The 16,967-nt window shown below is 64.9% G+C and carries 14 protein-coding genes and 2 tRNA genes; 11 read left to right on the plus strand and 5 right to left on the minus strand.

All coding sequences use genetic code 11. The features are described 5' to 3' along the window. The first annotated feature begins 151 nt into the window (after positions 1–151). The 9 genes from D779_RS19495 to D779_RS23340 all read left to right on the plus strand — a co-directional run bounded on the left by D779_RS19495 (position 152) and on the right by D779_RS23340 (position 8,171). Positions 152–355, plus strand: a complete 204-nt coding sequence (locus tag D779_RS19495; RefSeq protein ID WP_043757635.1) for a terminase small subunit — start codon at positions 152–154, stop codon at positions 353–355. Positions 356–486: 131 nt separating this feature from the next. Continuing rightward, entirely contained in the window at positions 487–915 is a 429-nt protein-coding gene (locus tag D779_RS19500; RefSeq protein WP_043757638.1) for a hypothetical protein, read from the plus strand. A 64-nt stretch (positions 916–979) separates the two neighbouring features. Beyond that, entirely contained in the window at positions 980–2,098 is a 1,119-nt protein-coding gene (locus tag D779_RS21345) for a S49 family peptidase (RefSeq protein WP_052348305.1), read from the plus strand. Positions 2,099–2,191: 93 nt separating this feature from the next. Then, on the plus strand, positions 2,192–2,707 hold the full coding sequence (locus D779_RS19510; RefSeq protein ID WP_157726468.1) for a hypothetical protein: 516 nt from the start codon (positions 2,192–2,194) through the stop codon (positions 2,705–2,707). A gap of 170 nt (positions 2,708–2,877) precedes the next feature. Beyond that, positions 2,878–3,705 (plus strand): hypothetical protein, encoded by an 828-nt coding sequence (locus D779_RS19515; protein ID WP_157726469.1) that lies wholly within the window; start codon positions 2,878–2,880, stop codon positions 3,703–3,705. A 358-nt stretch (positions 3,706–4,063) separates the two neighbouring features. Continuing rightward, on the plus strand, positions 4,064–6,910 hold the full coding sequence (locus D779_RS19525; protein ID WP_043757650.1) for a phage tail length tape measure family protein: 2,847 nt from the start codon (positions 4,064–4,066) through the stop codon (positions 6,908–6,910). A 30-nt stretch (positions 6,911–6,940) separates the two neighbouring features. Beyond that, positions 6,941–7,315: a hypothetical protein gene (locus D779_RS19530; RefSeq protein WP_043757651.1), complete on the plus strand. Its 375-nt coding sequence runs from the start codon at positions 6,941–6,943 to the stop codon at positions 7,313–7,315. 325 nt (positions 7,316–7,640) lie between these two features. Beyond that, on the plus strand, positions 7,641–8,027 hold the full coding sequence (locus D779_RS22010; protein WP_094300811.1) for a hypothetical protein: 387 nt from the start codon (positions 7,641–7,643) through the stop codon (positions 8,025–8,027). A 15-nt stretch (positions 8,028–8,042) separates the two neighbouring features. Continuing rightward, positions 8,043–8,171 (plus strand): helix-turn-helix domain-containing protein, encoded by a 129-nt coding sequence (locus D779_RS23340; RefSeq protein WP_157726470.1) that lies wholly within the window; start codon positions 8,043–8,045, stop codon positions 8,169–8,171. 439 nt (positions 8,172–8,610) lie between these two features. Here D779_RS23340 and D779_RS19540 read toward each other — a convergent pair. The 5 genes from D779_RS19540 to D779_RS19560 form a co-directional block, all read right to left on the minus strand. Further along, positions 8,611–8,686: transfer RNA gene (locus D779_RS19540), tRNA-Phe, on the minus strand. 101 nt (positions 8,687–8,787) lie between these two features. Further along, on the minus strand, positions 8,788–9,063 hold the full coding sequence (locus D779_RS19545) for an oxidative damage protection protein (RefSeq protein ID WP_043757656.1): 276 nt from the start codon (positions 9,061–9,063) through the stop codon (positions 8,788–8,790). A 40-nt stretch (positions 9,064–9,103) separates the two neighbouring features. Beyond that, entirely contained in the window at positions 9,104–10,168 is a 1,065-nt protein-coding gene (gene mutY / locus D779_RS19550) for an A/G-specific adenine glycosylase (RefSeq protein WP_043757657.1), read from the minus strand. 47 nt (positions 10,169–10,215) lie between these two features. After that, positions 10,216–10,289: transfer RNA gene (locus D779_RS19555), tRNA-Gly, on the minus strand. A 42-nt stretch (positions 10,290–10,331) separates the two neighbouring features. Beyond that, positions 10,332–12,149: an AMP-dependent synthetase/ligase gene (locus tag D779_RS19560; RefSeq protein ID WP_043757661.1), complete on the minus strand. Its 1,818-nt coding sequence runs from the start codon at positions 12,147–12,149 to the stop codon at positions 10,332–10,334. A 264-nt stretch (positions 12,150–12,413) separates the two neighbouring features. Between D779_RS19560 and D779_RS19565 the strand changes: the two genes are divergently transcribed. Continuing rightward, the gene (locus tag D779_RS19565; protein ID WP_043757664.1) at positions 12,414–13,514 is read left to right on the plus strand and encodes an efflux RND transporter periplasmic adaptor subunit; all 1,101 of its coding nucleotides are present in this window, start codon (positions 12,414–12,416) and stop codon (positions 13,512–13,514) included. Beyond that, a complete protein-coding gene (locus D779_RS19570; protein ID WP_043757666.1) occupies positions 13,507–16,737 on the plus strand; it encodes an efflux RND transporter permease subunit in 3,231 nt (1,076 codons plus the stop codon). The genes D779_RS19565 and D779_RS19570 overlap by 8 nt, the downstream gene beginning before the upstream one ends. Positions 16,738–16,967: the final 230 nt, after the last annotated feature.

Raw genomic sequence — 16,967 nt, forward strand, 5'->3', positions numbered from 1 at the left:
TGCAACGGAAACTCCGACGACGAATCCAGTCTTGTGTCGCAATCAAACAAGGAATGTGTGCGAAACTGGTCTGAGATATGGGTAAAGGGATGAGCTATAAGCCCCTATAGGGCTGCTTCATACCACCACCACTCAAACCTGAGGTAAGCCCATGATTCTCGACCGCTTTGGAATCGCCGACGTGTTCGGCGTAACTGCTGATGCTGTGCGCGGCTGGGTCCGCGCCGGCTGCCCGGTCCACCAGGAGCCCAAGACCGGCAAAGGCGTGCCCGACGAGGAAAAGAAGCGGCTCTTTGACACCGCCGCCGTCCACCGCTGGCTGTTGAACCGCAACTCGCGGAAATCTCGCTGGTAACGGACTGGTGGGCGACCTCCTCGAGGCCGAGCACCGGGAGCCCGAGCGATCCGACCGGGATCGGCGGATCCGGGATCGGATTGCACACCGCCGTCGCACGGGGGTTCAGATCACTGGGGAGGAGCCCGCGCGTGGATGCCGCTGATCTCGCCGACCTGGCCGAGCGCTTCGCCAATCGACCGCCCGAGACGCCCGAGGGCGCCTTGTCGACCGGGATTCGTCGCTGGCTCGCCGGCGAGGTCGATTCACTGGATGCCGCCTTGGAGCTGGGGGGCGCCCAGGGTCAAGAGCGCGCCCTGACACGCTGGCGCCGGCTCCAGCGGAACGCCTCTCTGCGCGAGGCCCTGGAATGCTGCGAGGGCGCCTCGCCCTGGCGCCGCTGCCTGGCGCTGGAATCCGAGATCGCCCGCTTCGAGTCGGTGATCTGGCCGCGCTGGCAGGCGCTGTCCGACCCGCCGAGCGGGTCGAGCGCCCTGCGCGTCGCGCTGTTTCGCGCCAAGCAGTTCGGATCCTTGCCCAGCAGCGCCCGCCAGATCTCGAATATTCTCCGAAATCATTGAACCGTATCGATTTCACGCGGGCGGGGTGATCCTGATACCACCCGAAACCGCTTGTGAGAAATCCATGCCCGCATCCATTCCCGCCACCGCTTGGGCGATCCTGCCGGACCAGCTCGAGGGCGTCCTTGCCCTCCTGGAGCGACCCGAAGCGGAGCTTCGCGCCCTCGCGCCCAGCTCGCCCATGGCCGGGACCAGCCGCGAGGGTGAAGCGGCCCTGATTCCGATCATCGGCCCCATCCTGCGCCGTCCGTCGCTGGTGAGCCGCCTGCTCGGCTGGCCCGATCTCGACACCCTGGCCCGGCAGCTCGCCGCCGCCAACGCCGATTCCAGCGTCTCGCGCATCCTGCTCGAGATCGACTCGCCCGGTGGCGTGGCCCAAGGCCCCGAGGCGCTGGCCACGCTGATCCACGCCAGCGCCAAGCCGGTCACCGCCTACACGGATGGTCTGTGCTGCTCGGCGGCCTACTGGATTGCCAGCGCCGCCAGCGAGATCCAGGTCAGCCCCACGGCCATGGTCGGGTCGGTCGGCATCGTCTCGACCCACCGCCGCCGCGCGCCCGACCTGATCGAGATCGTCTCGAGCCAGAGCCCCAACAAGCGGTTGGATCCGGCATCCGATCCCGGCCGCGCCGAGGCCCAGCGCCTGGTCGACGAGCTGGCCGCCATCTTCGTCGGCGACGTGGCCTCGTATCGCCAGGTCGAGCGCCGGCACGTGCTCGAGCGTTTCGGCCGGGGCAGTGTCCGCATCGGCGCCGATGCGGTGGCCGCTGGCATGGCCGACCGCGTGGTCTCGCGTCACGGCAACCACAGCAGTTCATCCACCACCCGAGGACAGCACGCCATGTCGTCAACGACAACGCCAACCGGCACCCCTGCCACCACCAGCGCCGCCGCGCGCCATGCGGCCCAGGTCGCCGCCTACGAATCGCAAGGCATGTCCCGTGCGATGGCGGTCCTGAAGACCGCAAGCAACCACCCCGAGCTGATCGCCGCGCTCAAGCAGGAGCGCCAACCCTCCCGCCCAGACACGACGGCGACCAAGGCCGAATACCAGAACGCCCTGGATGGGATCCTCGCTCGGGGCGTGTCGCCCAGCCTGGCACCGCTGGAGCTGGCCCGCACCAACCCCGAGTTGGCCCGCCGTCGCGCCGAGGCTTTCCGTCAGGAGGTCGCCCATGGCTAGTCTGCAAGGTCTGACCGGAGTTCTTCTTACCAAGGCCAAGCTCGCAACGATGCGGCAGCATATCGCCGCGCTCGGCGGCGGGAAGGTCGCGTCATGAGCCTGACCTCGCATCCGGTCACACGGCCCACCCTGGAAGACGCACGCTGCTTTGTCACGCTGCACGGCAAGCCGGCAGACACATTTGACGAGCGCCGAGCCCTCGCAGACGTGACGAGACGCTTGCAGGCAATGCGCGGAACCGAGCTGCTGGTCACTCTCGACTCGGCGGGCGTCTTTCTCGATCAGGAGTCAAACCCCCTCGAATCGCCGGTCGAGGAATTGCGGCGCTATGTCGAAGGGCAGGACGTGATCGCCACCGGCGCCCGTCACCAGGAGAGAACGCAAGACACGAGCTCTCACCGTCCCCCCGACTCGCTCGCCACCTTGATCGATGCCGTCTGTTTCTTGGTCTCTCGCGGCAAGCCCGTGAAGACGCCCGGCGAACACCAGCAGTTCACGAACGCAACGGCACGTTTGCGAGAGAAGAACGGGGCCGAGGTACTGCTGGTGCTCGATCTGGCCGGGGTTTTGCCGAGCGTCGATGGCTGGCGCTTCGAGGCGGAGGTGTGAGCTCCATGCAGCCGATGAGACTCAATTCGAAATCCAAGTGCTACGCCGCATCCACTCCGGCATGCGTCGTGGAAAGGTCATTCTGGATGCCGCTCGAGCGCATCCGGATTTCCATCAACAGTATCTGAGAGCGATCAACCATGGTGAGTAAACTATTCGAGGGATTCGGATTGAAGGCGAAGCCCAAGTCAACCGCCGACTGGCAAGCCGTAATCGAGCGTCTGTCGCACGGCCTGGAAGTCCTGGAGAGCAAACAAGCCACGCTGCAAGAGGAACAAGCCAGCTTGGCCTTGCCCGCCGCTCTTGGCGACATTAAAGCCCAAGCCCGACTCGATGCCATTGGAGCGGAGGTGGTCCAGGCGGACCATGAGGCATCGACCATGCGTGCGGCTCTGAGCGGCGCTCAGATGAAAAAGGCCAAGGCCGCCGAGGCCGAGCAGCACGCTCGCGATATGGCTAGGGCCAAGGATCTGCGCCAAGTGATCGCGGATCGCCGGGCATTTCTGCAGGAGACTTTCCAGCCCGCCGCGCGGAGGTTCGCGGAGGCCATCAAGCAGGACTTGGAGCAGCGCGCCAAGATACGCAAGACCACCGAGGTCGAGGTCGATACTCCCCACGCGGATTCACTCGCCATCGCCGCCTTGGTTGCGGAGCTGGAGTCGATTGGCGTTTGTCACCACCAACGTGACATCAATCTGCCCCGATTGGATGCGCCGAAAGCTGCGCTGGAGCACGCAACAACCAGACGCTGGACTCTTGAGGTCAATGCAGCCATTGCCCTGGCGCTCTTGCATCAGCCCAAACCATTACGGCGACCTTCCGAAGAGCTGGGCCAGCTGAGCGGAGTCTTGCTCGATCAGGTTTACCAAGCTGGTACGAGTCCTCTGGCCGAAAATGTCGAGTTGAGTCTCAGCAAATCGCCGGGCACCCAAGACTCGGGTGAAGAGCTGTCCGACCAGAAGGGAGCCCAGGATCAACCGGAAGCGGTCACCGCGTGAGGTAGACAGATGATCGATGTAACGCCACTCCTTGATCTCCGTCAGTGCATGGACAGCATGAGCCGAGCGCTGGAGTCGCTTTTGCGTGCCCGCGAGGACGTGGCCCTGCTGCCGCCTGGGACCTGTCATCTCGACCCACTGGATGAGGAGATCCAGCGGTTGCATGAGCAACTCGATCAAATCAAGGATGCTACCCACCGAGCTGGCTTCTCGTTACGGCCTGCCTTCGAGAACCCCATGCAACGCTAGGGATGGGTCCCGGAGCCGCATTACCTCCACACGCAAGCGTGGGGCCGCCCACTCACTCGTCGCAAGAGTCCACGTGAGCGGCAACCGCGCACCCATCTGAGATTCGCTCATGGCAAACCAGAACTTCGCCGTCCAGATCCTGATCAACGCCCGCGATCAAGCATCGAAAGTCGTCGGGCAGTTGACGGGCTCCGTTACCAAGCTCACGGCCGGCATCACGGCCGCCATCGCCGCCCTGTCCGGGTGGGCGTTCTCCAAGCTCTTCGGCGACTCGGTCGATGCCGCCGAGGCGCTCGAGCGTCAGATGGGCAAACTGCGGGGCGCCATCACCGCAACCGGTGGTGCCGCCGGGCTCACGGCCGAGGAGATCGACACCATGGCCCGGCGGCTCGACGAAGCAGGGCTCGGCGCGGCCGACGCCTTCCGCGATGCCGCCGCCGAGCTACTGACCTTCAAGTCGGTCGGCCGTGACGTCTTCGAGCGCACCCTGGCGCTCTCCCAGGATCTGGCCGATACCGGCTTTGGCAGCGTCGAATCCGCGGCCGTCATGATGGGCAAGGCCCTTGAGGACCCGGTCAAGGGGCTGACCGCCCTGGGCCGGGTCGGCGTCACCTTCACCGATGGCCAGCGGGCGCTCATCGGCCAGTTCGTCGCGATGGGGGACACAGCCAAGGCCCAGGGGGTCATCCTCGACGCCGTCGCCGGGCAGGTGGAAGGCGTCTCGTCGGCCATGGGCTCCGGGCTCTCCGGTGCCATCGATCTCGCGGGCAAGCGCCTGACCGACCTCAAGGAACAGCTCGGGCAGGGCATGCTGCCGGTGCTGACCGCCTTCTACAACAAGATCGCCGACCTCTACAAACAGCTGACCGAGTCCGGAGCGGTCCGCGAGTTCGGCGACATCCTCGCCGCCGCCTTCGGCAAGGCGATCGATGCCGGTCTGAACTTCCTCTCGACGCTCGACTTCAAGGCGCTGTTGCAGCGGGTGCAGGACTTCGCGGCCCAGGCCGGCCCGACACTGGTCGGATGGGGACAGACCCTCGCGGATCTGGCGGATCGGACCCAATCGGTCATGACGGCGATGTCGGCCGCGTGGAATGGGCTCCGAGGCACCATCGAAACGATCGGCCAGATCATCGCCAAGGCGATTGCTCTGCCCATGCAGGCGTACGCTACTGTCACCGCCGCCGCCGAACGTCTTGGTATCGTCTCCGAGGAGTGGGCCGGCAAGGTCAGGGCCGCCGCGGACAGCATGTCCGAGGCATCACGGAACTACGGCGAGGCGGCAAAACAGCATTTCACCGAAGCTGGGACTGCGCTTGGTCTGCTCGGCGACGCGCACGCGGACGTTACGCGATCCTCCGATGCTTTGACCGATGCCTACGCGGACCAGGAGGCCAAGCTCCAGGCGCTGATCTATGCCGAGGAGGCGCAGGCCATTGCGCTCGGCGGCAACAAGAAGGCGGTCGAGGACCTGCGTACCCCGGTCGAGCAGCTCTCGCAGCAGATCAACGCCCTCGAGATCGCCTACAAGGCGTTCATGTCGGTTGGGGACGTGCAGGGCGCCGCGCGGATCCGCTCGGAGATCGAGGAGCTGAAGAAGAGCCTCAAGGAGGCCAAGGACCAGGCGGATGTCACGGCGACCGCCGTCATCGAAGCCTTCGCCCGCATGGGCATTCAGACCAAGGAGCTGCTCGGGCGAACCCGCGACCAGGCGAAGGCGGATTTCGAAGTCATCAAGGCCAGCGGTCAGGCGACCCCGCAGGGCATCCAGGAGGCCTTCACGCAATACGCCGAGGCGGCCGTGGCAGCCAACGGTGGCGTGGTCGACTCGACCCTGCAGATCAAGGCGGCTCAGCAGGGATTGGCCGTCATCGTCTCCGAGACCGGACAGGTGCAGGTGCAGAGCGCCGAAGCGGCGGCCGAGGCCGAGCGGCGTCTGGCCGAACAGACCCGGGAAGCGACGGATGCCGGGCGCGAGCAGGCCGCCGCGGCGGAAGACACCGCCGCCGCCGTCGTCAATGTGGCGAGTAATGTCGCGTCGTTCGATCGCAGCGCGGCGCAGTCGGCATCCGTCACCCGCACCTGGTCGCAGACCATGAAATCTGCGGGCGTCGATCTGGAAGCACTCGGCGACTATGCCGACGTCGCCGAACAGAAGTTCAAGGAGGTCTACGAGACGCTCAGGGGTATGGACGCGTCTCGGGGCATTCTCAGTTACGACCTCTACGCCCACCAGCTCCGGACCATCGGCGAAAGGGCCGCTGCGGCCGCCGTGCGTGCCGCCGCACTGGCTCGAGCAGCCGACGAGCTGGACGCGAAACTCTCGGCTCTCAACGGCCGATATGTCGCCGGCGATCTGTCGCTCACCGACTACATCGCCAAGCTCGAGCGCATGGAGCGGACCTATGCCCGCCTTGGGGACGAGCGCCTCGAGGGACTGCGCGACGCGATCCGAGACGCCAAGCGCGAGATGGAGGATTTCACCGACAGCACCGAGAGCGGGCTCGCGTCACTCCAGATCGAATGGGCGCGGCTCAACGACCAGCAGGGTGAGGTGCTCAGGCTCCAGTATCTCCAGGACCAAATGGCGCTCCAGGCTCAACTCGCCGTGGCCAAGGCCCAGGGCAACCAGGCCGCCATCAAGGCGCTCCAGGAGCAGCTCCGCCTGCTCGAGGCCATCTACGAGAAGCGCCTCGACGCCATCAATGCTGAAGAGGAGGCGGCCCGCAAGCAGGCCGAGGAGAACGCCGCGGCCGAATCCTCGACCGCGACCGAGTCGACCGCCGTTCAACCCTCGCAATCCCAATCTGTCGCCGTTCTCCCCGTGCGCGTCGTCGACATACGCCTATCGTTGCCGTCGGGCAGGAGCGAAACCGTGCAGGTCGTCGAAGGGGGCGAAGCATTCTTGGAGCATTTCATGCGTGAGCTCGAGCGCGCGAAGAGCGTGGCGCTGTAGAACGCTCAGGCCCTCAACACGGAGAAATCCATGACCAAGCAATCCAAGATATCCCAGATTCCCCAGCTGAGGACCCGGCTGAAGCATCTGGCAGATATGCGCGAGCAGGGCGAACAGACCCTTGCCAAGACCCAGGATCGTCTAGCCAGCCTCCTCGCCGAGGCCGGTCTGACCGCATTCAGCCCACGGGAGGAGTGCGAGCGCATCCCGGGCCTCTGCGATTACCAGGAACTGGTCGGCAAGTGCGAGAGCCATCTGGAGGGCGTCGACAGCGCGATCGGTAAGGTAAAGCAGGCACTGGCCCACGCTCAGGCCGCCGCTTTCGTGAGTCTGATCTTGAGGCCAATGGAGGAGTTTGCTGGCGACTTCCCGCCCAGCCAGGAGACGAAGACGGTCATCCATTGATGAATGCGAAACCACCTCCGATCGTTGTCTCGAGCATATCTCAGAAGCAGCAACGACAGGCACGGCCACCGGCCAGCTCGCGCCCCAACATGGTGGCAGAGGCGCCCTTTACGTCTGACATCGTAGGATGCCTTGCGACTAGAAAAACCGCGCGGCGCGAAAACCCGCACCTCTTCATGTCCAGGAAGGACCCGCACGCTACCAACCGCCACGAATTGCCGCTCAGCCCGCGTCCGCATGGGCCATGGCCGTATGGATGCACCCTTTGCTAATTCTGTCACTGACGCTAACATCTAATTACCGTCACTGACAGGAAATGCACCCCATGACCGACCCTGCAACCCAGACACCCAGGAAGCGCGGACGCAAGCCGACTGGCAACGCCATGACCGGCGCCGAACGCCAGCGTCGATACCTAGAGCGCCTGAAGGCTGGCACTAATCCCGTCACTGACGCAAAACCGGACAATGCCGTCAGTGACAGAATAGAGGCACTCGAGCGCGAGCTGTCCGAAGCCCGCGAGACGACCAAGGGCTTGCTCCGCGAGCGCGCCGAGTCTGAGCGCACAATCCGGGCTCTTCGAGCCAGAGTAAGCAGCCTGGACACCAAGCTCCGCCAGGTCCTCGAGGAGCGTGTCCGCGAAGGCGAGCGGTTCATCCAGGAGCGCGATGAGGCACGCGCGGCCCTGAAAGCCGTCACTGACGAGAATTAGTCGAGCGATGAGGAGTTGTCCGAGCGGGACCGCCGGATCCGGGATCTGTACCAGCAAGGGACCACCAAGCGGGCGATCGGCCGCGAGCTGGGGATCTCGGACGGGACCGTTCGGAATGTCCTTGGTCGGCTGGGGATCGGATGAGTGCTCCGCGCGGGTGAGGACTTGGAGCTGGGTATACGTCGAAACCGTACCCCGAGTGCTCCGCGCGCGCGAGGGTGAGACTGAGCGGGACATCACTGCACGAACTGCAGGAGCGAGTGCTCCGCGCGCGCGAGGGTGAGACGGCCAGCAGGCGGTACAGATGACCAGGATCCTGGAGTGCTCCGCGCGCGCGAAGGTGATACCCGAGCCGGCCGGTTGGGGATCGGTTAGGCGTCAGTGACGCAAATCATGCAGGTCTGAGACCCGCCTACATGGCGGGTTTCTTGTATCTGAATCGTGACGAGTACTAACCAGATACCAACGGAGAGGGAGGGTCGGTCTCAGATCGACTCAAGACGGCCGAAATCCCGCCAAAAGTTCCCCCAGAGTTCCCCGAAAAAAGAAAGGAGCTAGGCTTTCGGCCTAACTCCTTGTTTTTTGGTGCCCAGGGGCGGAATCGAACCACCGACACGCGGATTTTCAGTCCGCTGCTCTACCAACTGAGCTACCTGGGCTAGGTATATCTACTCGGCATTTGCTGCCGAATTGAGCTGCTAATTTAAGCAGCTCGATATATGCCTGTCAAGGGGTATGCCGCTTTTTCGGGTGTCGTCCGTTAGGCGGCGCTCGGTGGGGTGAAGCCGGATGGGGGTTCGGCACCCTCGCCGAAGAAATACTCCTCCATCTGGGTTTCGAGGAACTTGCGCGCCTTGGGGTCGATGGGGCTGAGACGATTTTCGTTGATGAGCATCGTCTGATGTCGGAGCCATTCCTGCCAGGCCTCTTTGGAGACCTGGTCGTAGATGCGCTTGCCCAGGTCGCCCGGGTAGGGCGGGCGATCGAGGCCCTCGGCTTCTCGGTCGAGTTTGATGCAATGGACGGTATGGGTCATGACTGCTCCTGTGGGCGATCTGTCTTCGGCCGATGTCTGTCTATGATCGACCGATTTGGGACTCGAGCTCCTCCAGGATGCGTTTGACGGGTGCGGGAATGCCGAGATTCAGCGCCTCGTCCGGAGTTCTCCAGCATCGCCCATCGTCGTCCGCGATTCGGTCCGGTCCGCGCTCGAGTCGGATCAGCGCCACCTGGATGTCGAGCCGATAGTGACTGAAGGTGTGACGGCAGGAGGGGCGCATTTCAACCTTGGCCGGGAGCTGTCCGAGCTGCGACAGGCTCCAGTCGCCTGGATCCCTGCCCTCGGGCGTTTCGGGCAGGCTCCAGAGACCGCCCCAGATGCCGCTGGGCGGACGGCGTTCGAGCAGGATCTCGCCGGTCGGTCGCATGGCGATCAGCATTTGGGTCGTGCGCTCGGGAATCTTCTTGGCCGGTCGCGGTGTGGGAAGCTGGTGTTGCCGATTCTGCGACCTGGCCATGCAATGGCTCGCGACCGGACAGCGCTCGCAGGCCGGTCGGGCTCGGGTGCAGAGCGTGGCGCCCAGATCCATCATGCCTTGGTTGTAAAAGCCGGTATCGTTTCGGGGGGTGCAACGCTCGGCGAGCGTCCAGAGTCGCGCCAGAATCTGGCTGCTGCCGGGCCAGCCATCGATGCCGAAACAGCGGGTCAGGACGCGTTTGACGTTGCCGTCGAGGATCGGGTGATGTTGTCCCAACGCCAGCGAGAGGATGGCCCCGGCCGTCGATCGCCCGATTCCGGGCAGCGCGACGACCTGGTCGAAGTCCGAGGGGAATTGGCCTCGATGCCGATCCCGGACGATCTGGGCGGCACGATGCAGGTTGCGGGCACGGGCGTAATAGCCGAGACCTGACCAGTGCGCCAGCACGGCGTCGACGGGGGCATTGGCCAGGGTTCCGATGTCCGGGAAGCTCGTCATGAAGCGTTCGAAATAGGGAATGACGACCGCGACCTGAGTCTGCTGGAGCATGATCTCGGAGACCCAGACGGGATAGGGCGCGGGTTCGCGCTGCCAGGGCAGATCCTTGCGGCCGAAGACGGCATACCAGTCGAGCACGGCGCTCGCGAATGTCTCGGGCGTCATATCGTGCAAGGCCGGGTCTCGGGCTGGGGCGAATCGGGGCGGGGGATTGGAGCGGGTGATGGGAATCGAACCCACGTTAGAAGCTTGGGAAGCTCCTGTTCTACCATTGAACTACACCCGCAGCGAAGGACTAGTCTATGCCCTCGCGACGCGTTAGGCAAGATCAGGAATCCATGCTGTACATGAACTCGATGGCCTCCCGGTAACGTTCGACGACCTTGTTGCGCTTGATCTTGAGCGTAGGTGTCAGCAGGCCGTTGTCGATCGACCAGGGTTCGAGCGTCAGCGTGATGCGACGAATCTTGGTGTATCCGGGAAAGTCGCGCAGGGCGAAGCGAATGCGCTTGAGGATGCCCTTGTGCAGCGGCGAGTCTTCCAGGCTGGCCGGGTGTTCGGGGTCGAGGCCGTATTCCCTGGCGAGTCCGCCCCAGAGGTCGGCGTTCAGGACTAGCAGTGCGGTGAGATAGGAGTGCCCCTCGCCGAGCACCACCACCTGATCGAACAGCGGATCCATGCCGATCGCCATCTCCAGATCCCCCGGCGGCACCTTCTCGCCGTTGGAGAGTACCAGGATGTCCTTGAGCCGGCCGGTGATATAGATGTGTCCGTTCTCGAGATGGGCCTGGTCGCCGGTGTGGAACCAGCCGTCCTGAGACAGGACCTCGGTGGTCGCGGCGTGGTTGTTCCAATAGCCCATCATGACGTTGTCGCCCTTGACCTGGAGCTCGTCGTCGGCGCCGATACGGACCTGGATGCCGCGGATGGGAACGCCGACGCTTTCCGGGATGTTCTTTTCGAGCGGGTTGAAGCTCACCACCGGACTGGTCTCGGTCAGGCCGTAGCCCTGGATCAGGGGTAGCCCGAGACCGATGAAGGTCTGTGCGACGCCGGTGGGCAGCGCGGCTCCGCCGCTGACGGCGGCGCGCATGCGTCCTCCCAGTCGCTCCATGACGGGCGCGCCCACCTTGCGCCTCAGCAAGGGCCAGAGCAGCAGCTTCGGATGCCAGCCCGCGCGTCCCTGCTTGCGCAGGAAGGCGCGCCAACCGGCCGATACGGCCAGATCGAACATCCAGCGCACCGCGGCCGGCTTGGTCTCGAGCTGGTCGGCGATGCGCTGGTAGATGCGCTCGAAGACGCGCGGCACGGCGATCACGACCGTCGGCCGTATCGTCTGCAGGTCCTCGGCGAGCTGGGCGATGGATCTGGAATAGACCACGGTCGAGCCGGACATCAGGGGTAGATAATAGCCGCCGGTGCGCTCCAGCATGTGCGAGAGCGGCAGGAAGGAGAGGAAAACGTCCTCGCGGTAGACGTTGATCAGGGTCAGGACGGCGTGGGCGTTGGTGAGGATGTTGTAATGGCTCAGCATCACGCCTTTCGGGCGTCCGGTGGTTCCCGAGGTGTAGACGATGGTCGCCAGCGATCTGGGGTCGCCCATGCGGGGTTGCAGCCCGGGCGCGGAGTCGGGCAGCCACTGGTCGGAGACCAGCACGCGCGGATCCTCCCTGGCCAGATCCTGGGCGGCCTGGCTGGATTCGAGGATGACGACCCGTGACGGACAGCTGGACTCGCCGATCGCCTCGGCCAGTCGGCGCCAGCGGCCCGCATCCTGGATCAGCAGGACCTTGACCGCGGCGTCCTGCAGGATGTAGGCGGCATTGTCGGCACGGTCGTCGGTATAGAGCGGCACCGTGACCAGGCCCAGCGAGAAGGCGGCCTGATCGAACATCACCCATTCGGGGCAGTTTCGCAGCAGTACGGCGACCCGGTCGCCGGGCTCCAGCGATTCGCCGGACAGGGCCTGGCGCCAGCGCGCCACCCATCGGCTCATATCGCCCCAGGTCAGATCCTTCCAGCCGTCGCCGCGCTCGTGATAGCGGTAGGCGACACGTTCGGGCGACCGAATGGTCCGTTGCAGAAAGAGCCCGTCCAGGGTTCTGGCGCGGTCGATCGCGATCAAGTCCTCGGACCATTGATTCACGGGGCTATCCTCATGTGGTCGTTGGCCGTACCTCGACGGGCTCCACAGGGATGATCGTCAGGGGTTATGGCATCGTGTCTCGTTTGGGCTGGAAAGCGAGGTCCAGCAAGCGGATGCCAACGGTATAAAGGCCGTCATGGTTTTGCAATGCTTGCGGATCAACCAGGCGCATTGCGAACTCTCCTTGACCTTGAAGGGGCTCGATTACGTACAATATTAGGCATATCTAATTTAGAGAAATCTAATATTCAAGGATTTCACCTTATGCCTTCGATCAAATTCCTCGCGGCCCTGGTCGCACTGCTGACCCTGGGTCTCCAGGGGGCGGCCGCGGCCTCTCTGGAAACCGCCGTCGCCGCCTATCACACCTTGCCCCGCGAGTACCGGCTCGACGGGATCGTCGAGGCGGTCAACCGCACCACGGTCTCGGCGCAGACGCAGGGGCAGGTGCAGGAGATCTACTACGACGTCGACGATTTCGTGGAGAAGAATGCCCTGATCGCGCGTCTCAAGGACACCGAGCATCGGGCGCGCGTCAGTCAGGCGGCCGCCGATCTGAAATCGGCCACGGCACGGCTGCAGCAGGCCAAGGACGAGCACGAGCGCGTCTCCGGTCTCTATCGCAAGAAGAACGTCTCCGATTCCGCGATGGACAAGGCGACCGCCGATCTGGCCAGCGCCCAGGCCGCCTTCGAGTCCGCGACGGCGCGTCTGGAGCAGGCGCAGGAGCAACTGGCCTACACCGAGATCCGCGCGCCCTATTCGGGCATCGTCACCCATAGGCACGTGGAATTGGGCGAGATCGCCAGCCCGGGATCGCCGGTCATGAGCGGGATCTCGCTCGACGAACTGCGGGTCAAGGTCGATGTTCCACAAAGCATCATCCCGGCGATCCGGCAGCGAGACTCGGAGGGCGTCCCCGGCGCGCGCGTCCGGGTCTATCTGCCTGGGGACGGGGTCATCGAGACCGGGAACATCACCGTCTTCCCCTATGCCGATCTGGGCTCCAACACCTTCAAGGTACGCATCGAGCTGCCCACTCAGCCGGGCGACAAGCTGCGCGCGCTCTTTCCCGGCATGTTCGTCAAGACCGGTTTCATCGTCGGCGACAAGTCCGAGCTGACCGTGCCGCGCCGGGCCGTCGTCCATCGTTCCGAGGTCACGGGCGTCTATGTCGTCGGCACCGAGGGGCGTGTCAGCTTCCGCCAGGTGCGTCTGGGCAGGACCCTGCCGGATGCCTATGCGATCCTGTCCGGCCTGACTGCCGGCGAGCGCGTGGCGCTCGATCCGATCGCGGCCGGCGTGACGCTCAAGGAGCAGGTGCTGGCACGCATGGAGGAAGTGGGGGAGGGCGGTCATGACTGAGCGACTCGGCATTGCCGGCCGGATCGCCAGCCGCTTCCAGGCCACCGAAATCACCCCCCTGCTGGCTCTCGTCGGACTGCTGCTGGGGCTCTTCGCGGTGATGGTGACGCCGCGCGAGGAGGAGCCCCAGATCGACGTCACCTTCGCCGACGTCTTCGTCCCCTTTCCCGGTGCCTCCGCCACCGAGATCGAGAACCTGGTCGCCGGGCCGGCCGAGCAGGTGCTCTCCGAGATCCCGGGCATCGAGCACGTCTATTCGGTCTCCCAGCCCGGCATGGCGGTGATCACCCTCCAGTACGAGGTCGGCGAGGACAACACCGATGCCGTGGTGCGTCTGTTCAGCAAGGTGCTGTCCAATGAGGACTGGCTGCCCGCCAACCTCGGCGCCGGCACCCCCATCGTCAAGCCCAAGGGCATCGACGACGTCCCCATCCTGACCGCGACCCTCTGGTCCAAGAACGCGCAGACCGGTGCCTTCGAGCTGGGACAGGTCGCGCATGCCATCGAGCAGGAACTCAAGCGCGTCCCCGGGACGCGCGACGTCTATACCCTGGGTGTCCCCGAACAGGTGGTCAGGGTGCTGCTGCAACCCGAGACGCTGGCCGGCTATGGCATCGACCTGGCGGATCTGCGCCGCTCGCTGCAAGCCGGAAACATCATCCGCGACGATCTCGCGGTGACCGCGAACAATCAGGAAATTCTGGTCCAGGCAGGGACCTTCCTCACCAGTCCCGAGCAGATCGGCGATCTGGTGGTGGGGCTTCACGGCGGACGCCCCGTCTTCCTGCGCGACGTCGCCACCATCGAGCGCGGTCCCGAGCAGCCCGAGACCTATGCGCGCATGGGGGCCGGTCCGAGCGCGGCCGAGTCCGGCGTCGACCTGATCGGCTCCACCCCGGCCGTTACCATCGCGGTGGCCAAGCAGGCCGGCGTCAACGCGGTCGACGTCGCCCAGGACGTGATCGATCGCTTCGATCAGCTGAAGGGCATCTTCATCCCCGACGACGTCCAGGTGACCGTGACCCGCAACTATGGCGCGACCGCGGACGCCAAGGCCAAGAAGCTCATCAGCAAGCTGACCTTCGCGACCGCCTCCGTGGTGCTGCTGGTGCTCTTCGCCATCGGCTGGCGCGAGGCGATCATCGTCGGTGCCGCGGTCGTCGTCACCCTGGCGATGACCCTCTTCGCCTCCTGGGCCTATGGCTTCACCCTCAACCGGGTGTCGCTGTTCGCGCTCATCTTTTCGATCGGCATCCTGGTCGACGACGCCATCGTGGTGGTGGAGAACATCCACAGGCACATGGCGATGGGCAAGGGGCGGCTGCTCGAGCTGATGCCGCGCGCGGTCGACGAAGTCGGCGGTCCGACGATTCTGGCGACCTTCACCGTCATCGCCGCCCTGCTGCCCATGGCCTTCGTCAGCGGTCTCATGGGGCCCTACATGAGCCCCATCCCCATCAACGCCTCCATGGGTATGCTCATCTCGCTCATGGTCGCCTTCGTCTTCACGCCCTGGATGACCAACTTCATGCTGGGGCGCGTCTCGCATGCGCATGCCGATTCGACCGCGCACGCGGACAAGGGACCGGGCTGGATGGACCGGGTCTTCTCCAGGCTCATAAGGCCCTTTCTCGCCGGGCGCCGGGGCATCCTCAACCGCTGGCTGCTGCTCGCCAGCGTGCTGATGCTGATCGCCGGTTCCATCTGGCTCGCGGTCGACCGCATCGTGGTGCTCAAGATGCTGCCCTTCGACAACAAGAGCGAGTTCCAGGTCGTGCTCGACATGCCGGAGGGAACCAGTCTGGAGCAGACGGCGCGCGTGCTGGCCGAGATGGGCGACTATCTCTCCACCGTTCCCGAGGTCACCGACTATCAGATCTACGCGGGGACCTCGGCGCCGATCAACTTCAACGGTCTGGTGCGCCAGTACTATCTGCGCGAGGGCGCCAATCTGGGCGATCTCCAGGTCAACCTGACCGATCATCACCATCGCGACAAGAAGAGCCACACCATCGCCGCCGAGCTGCGCGCCCCGCTGCAGGAGATCGCCAGACGTCTCGACGGCAATGCCAAGATCGTCGAGATCCCGCCCGGTCCGCCGGTGCTCTCGCCCCTGGTCGCCGAGGTCTATGGCCTGAACTACGCAGGCCAGATCCGGGTCGCCAAGGAGGTGCGCGGGGTCTTCGAGTCGACGCCCGACATCGTGGATGTCGACGATTCGGTCGAATTCCCCTCGCGCAAGCTGACCCTGGTGGTGGATCGGGCCAAGGCGGCGCGTCTCGGGGTCGAGCAGTCGAGTATCGCGGCGGCGCTGGCGACGGTGCTGGATGGCGAGGACATGAGCTATCTGCACGGGGCCAACGTCAAGTACGCGGTGCCGATCCGGGTCGTCTACAGCGAGGCCGACAAGGCGGACCTGGAGCAGGTCATGGCCCTGCGGGTGCGCTCCTCGTCCGGACAGCTGGTTCCGCTCTCGGAGATCCTCGCGGTGGTGGACGGATCGCGCGAGCACAGCATCCATCACAAGGATCTGCTGCCGGTGGTCTATGTCACCGGCGACATGGCGGGCCGGACCGACAGTCCGCTCTACGGTCTGTTCGAGATCGCCTCCACCCTGAGCCAGGACATGGGGCTCGAGCAGTGGTATCGCCAGGCGCCGACCAATCCCTACGAGTACAGCCTCAAGTGGGACGGCGAGTGGCAGATCACCTACGAGACCTTCCGCGACATGGGCATCGCCTACGGGGTGGGGCTGATCCTCATCTATCTGCTGGTGGTCGCCCAGTTCCGCAGCTATCTGGTGCCGCTGGTGATCATGGCGCCCATTCCTCTGACCCTGATCGGCATCCTGCCCGGTCACGCCATCCTGGGCGCCCAGTTCACCGCGACCTCCATGATCGGCATGATCGCGCTGGCCGGCATCATCGTGCGCAACTCCATCCTGCTGGTCGACTTCATCAATCAGCAGGTGCGCGAGGGCAAGGCGTTCGAGGAGGCCGTGATCAGCTCGGCCGTGGTGCGCGCCAAGCCGATCGCCCTGACCGCGGTCGCCGCCATGGCCGGGGCCGTCTTCATCCTCGACGACCCCATCTTCTCCGGTCTGGCGGTCTCGCTGCTGTTCGGTCTCTTCGTTTCGACCCTGCTGACCCTGGTCGTCATACCGGTGGTCTATTACGGGGTGATGCGCAAGCGGGTGGATTGGATCCGGACCTCCACGGCCTGATCCGGTCCGGGAAGGGGATCGCGTTCATCGCGAGATCCTTCCCGGATCCTCGATCTGGGCTATTCGGATCGGTTATCGCTGATCGCCGGCGCTGCCTCGGTCGATGCGGCGCCCCGGCCGGGTCGGGCTTGGACGCGCGGGGATCCTGTTGCCGCGCCGATCGCGCCGGGCGTCGTTCGAGGGACCGGCTCGGCGATTGATGCTTGGGCGCGTGGGTTCGGGCGGGCGTA

This window comes from Imhoffiella purpurea (assembly GCF_000585215.1).
Lineage (GTDB): Bacteria > Pseudomonadota > Gammaproteobacteria > Chromatiales > Chromatiaceae > Imhoffiella > Imhoffiella purpurea.

Bases quoted from the DNA above. Each gene is read 5' to 3' on its own strand.
- D779_RS19495 (WP_043757635.1), top strand. From the start codon at position 152: ATGATTCTCGACCGCTTTGGAATCGCCGACGTGTTCGGCGTAACTGCT.
- D779_RS21345 (WP_052348305.1), top strand. From the start codon at position 980: ATGCCCGCATCCATTCCCGCCACCGCTTGGGCGATCCTGCCGGACCAG.
- D779_RS19510 (WP_157726468.1), top strand. From the start codon at position 2,192: ATGAGCCTGACCTCGCATCCGGTCACACGGCCCACCCTGGAAGACGCA.
- D779_RS19525 (WP_043757650.1), top strand. From the start codon at position 4,064: ATGGCAAACCAGAACTTCGCCGTCCAGATCCTGATCAACGCCCGCGAT.
- D779_RS19530 (WP_043757651.1), top strand. From the start codon at position 6,941: ATGACCAAGCAATCCAAGATATCCCAGATTCCCCAGCTGAGGACCCGG.
- D779_RS22010 (WP_094300811.1), top strand. From the start codon at position 7,641: ATGACCGACCCTGCAACCCAGACACCCAGGAAGCGCGGACGCAAGCCG.
- D779_RS19545 (WP_043757656.1), bottom strand. From the start codon at position 9,063: ATGACCCATACCGTCCATTGCATCAAACTCGACCGAGAAGCCGAGGGC.
- mutY (WP_043757657.1), bottom strand. From the start codon at position 10,168: ATGACGCCCGAGACATTCGCGAGCGCCGTGCTCGACTGGTATGCCGTC.
- D779_RS19565 (WP_043757664.1), top strand. From the start codon at position 12,414: ATGCCTTCGATCAAATTCCTCGCGGCCCTGGTCGCACTGCTGACCCTG.
- D779_RS19570 (WP_043757666.1), top strand. From the start codon at position 13,507: ATGACTGAGCGACTCGGCATTGCCGGCCGGATCGCCAGCCGCTTCCAG.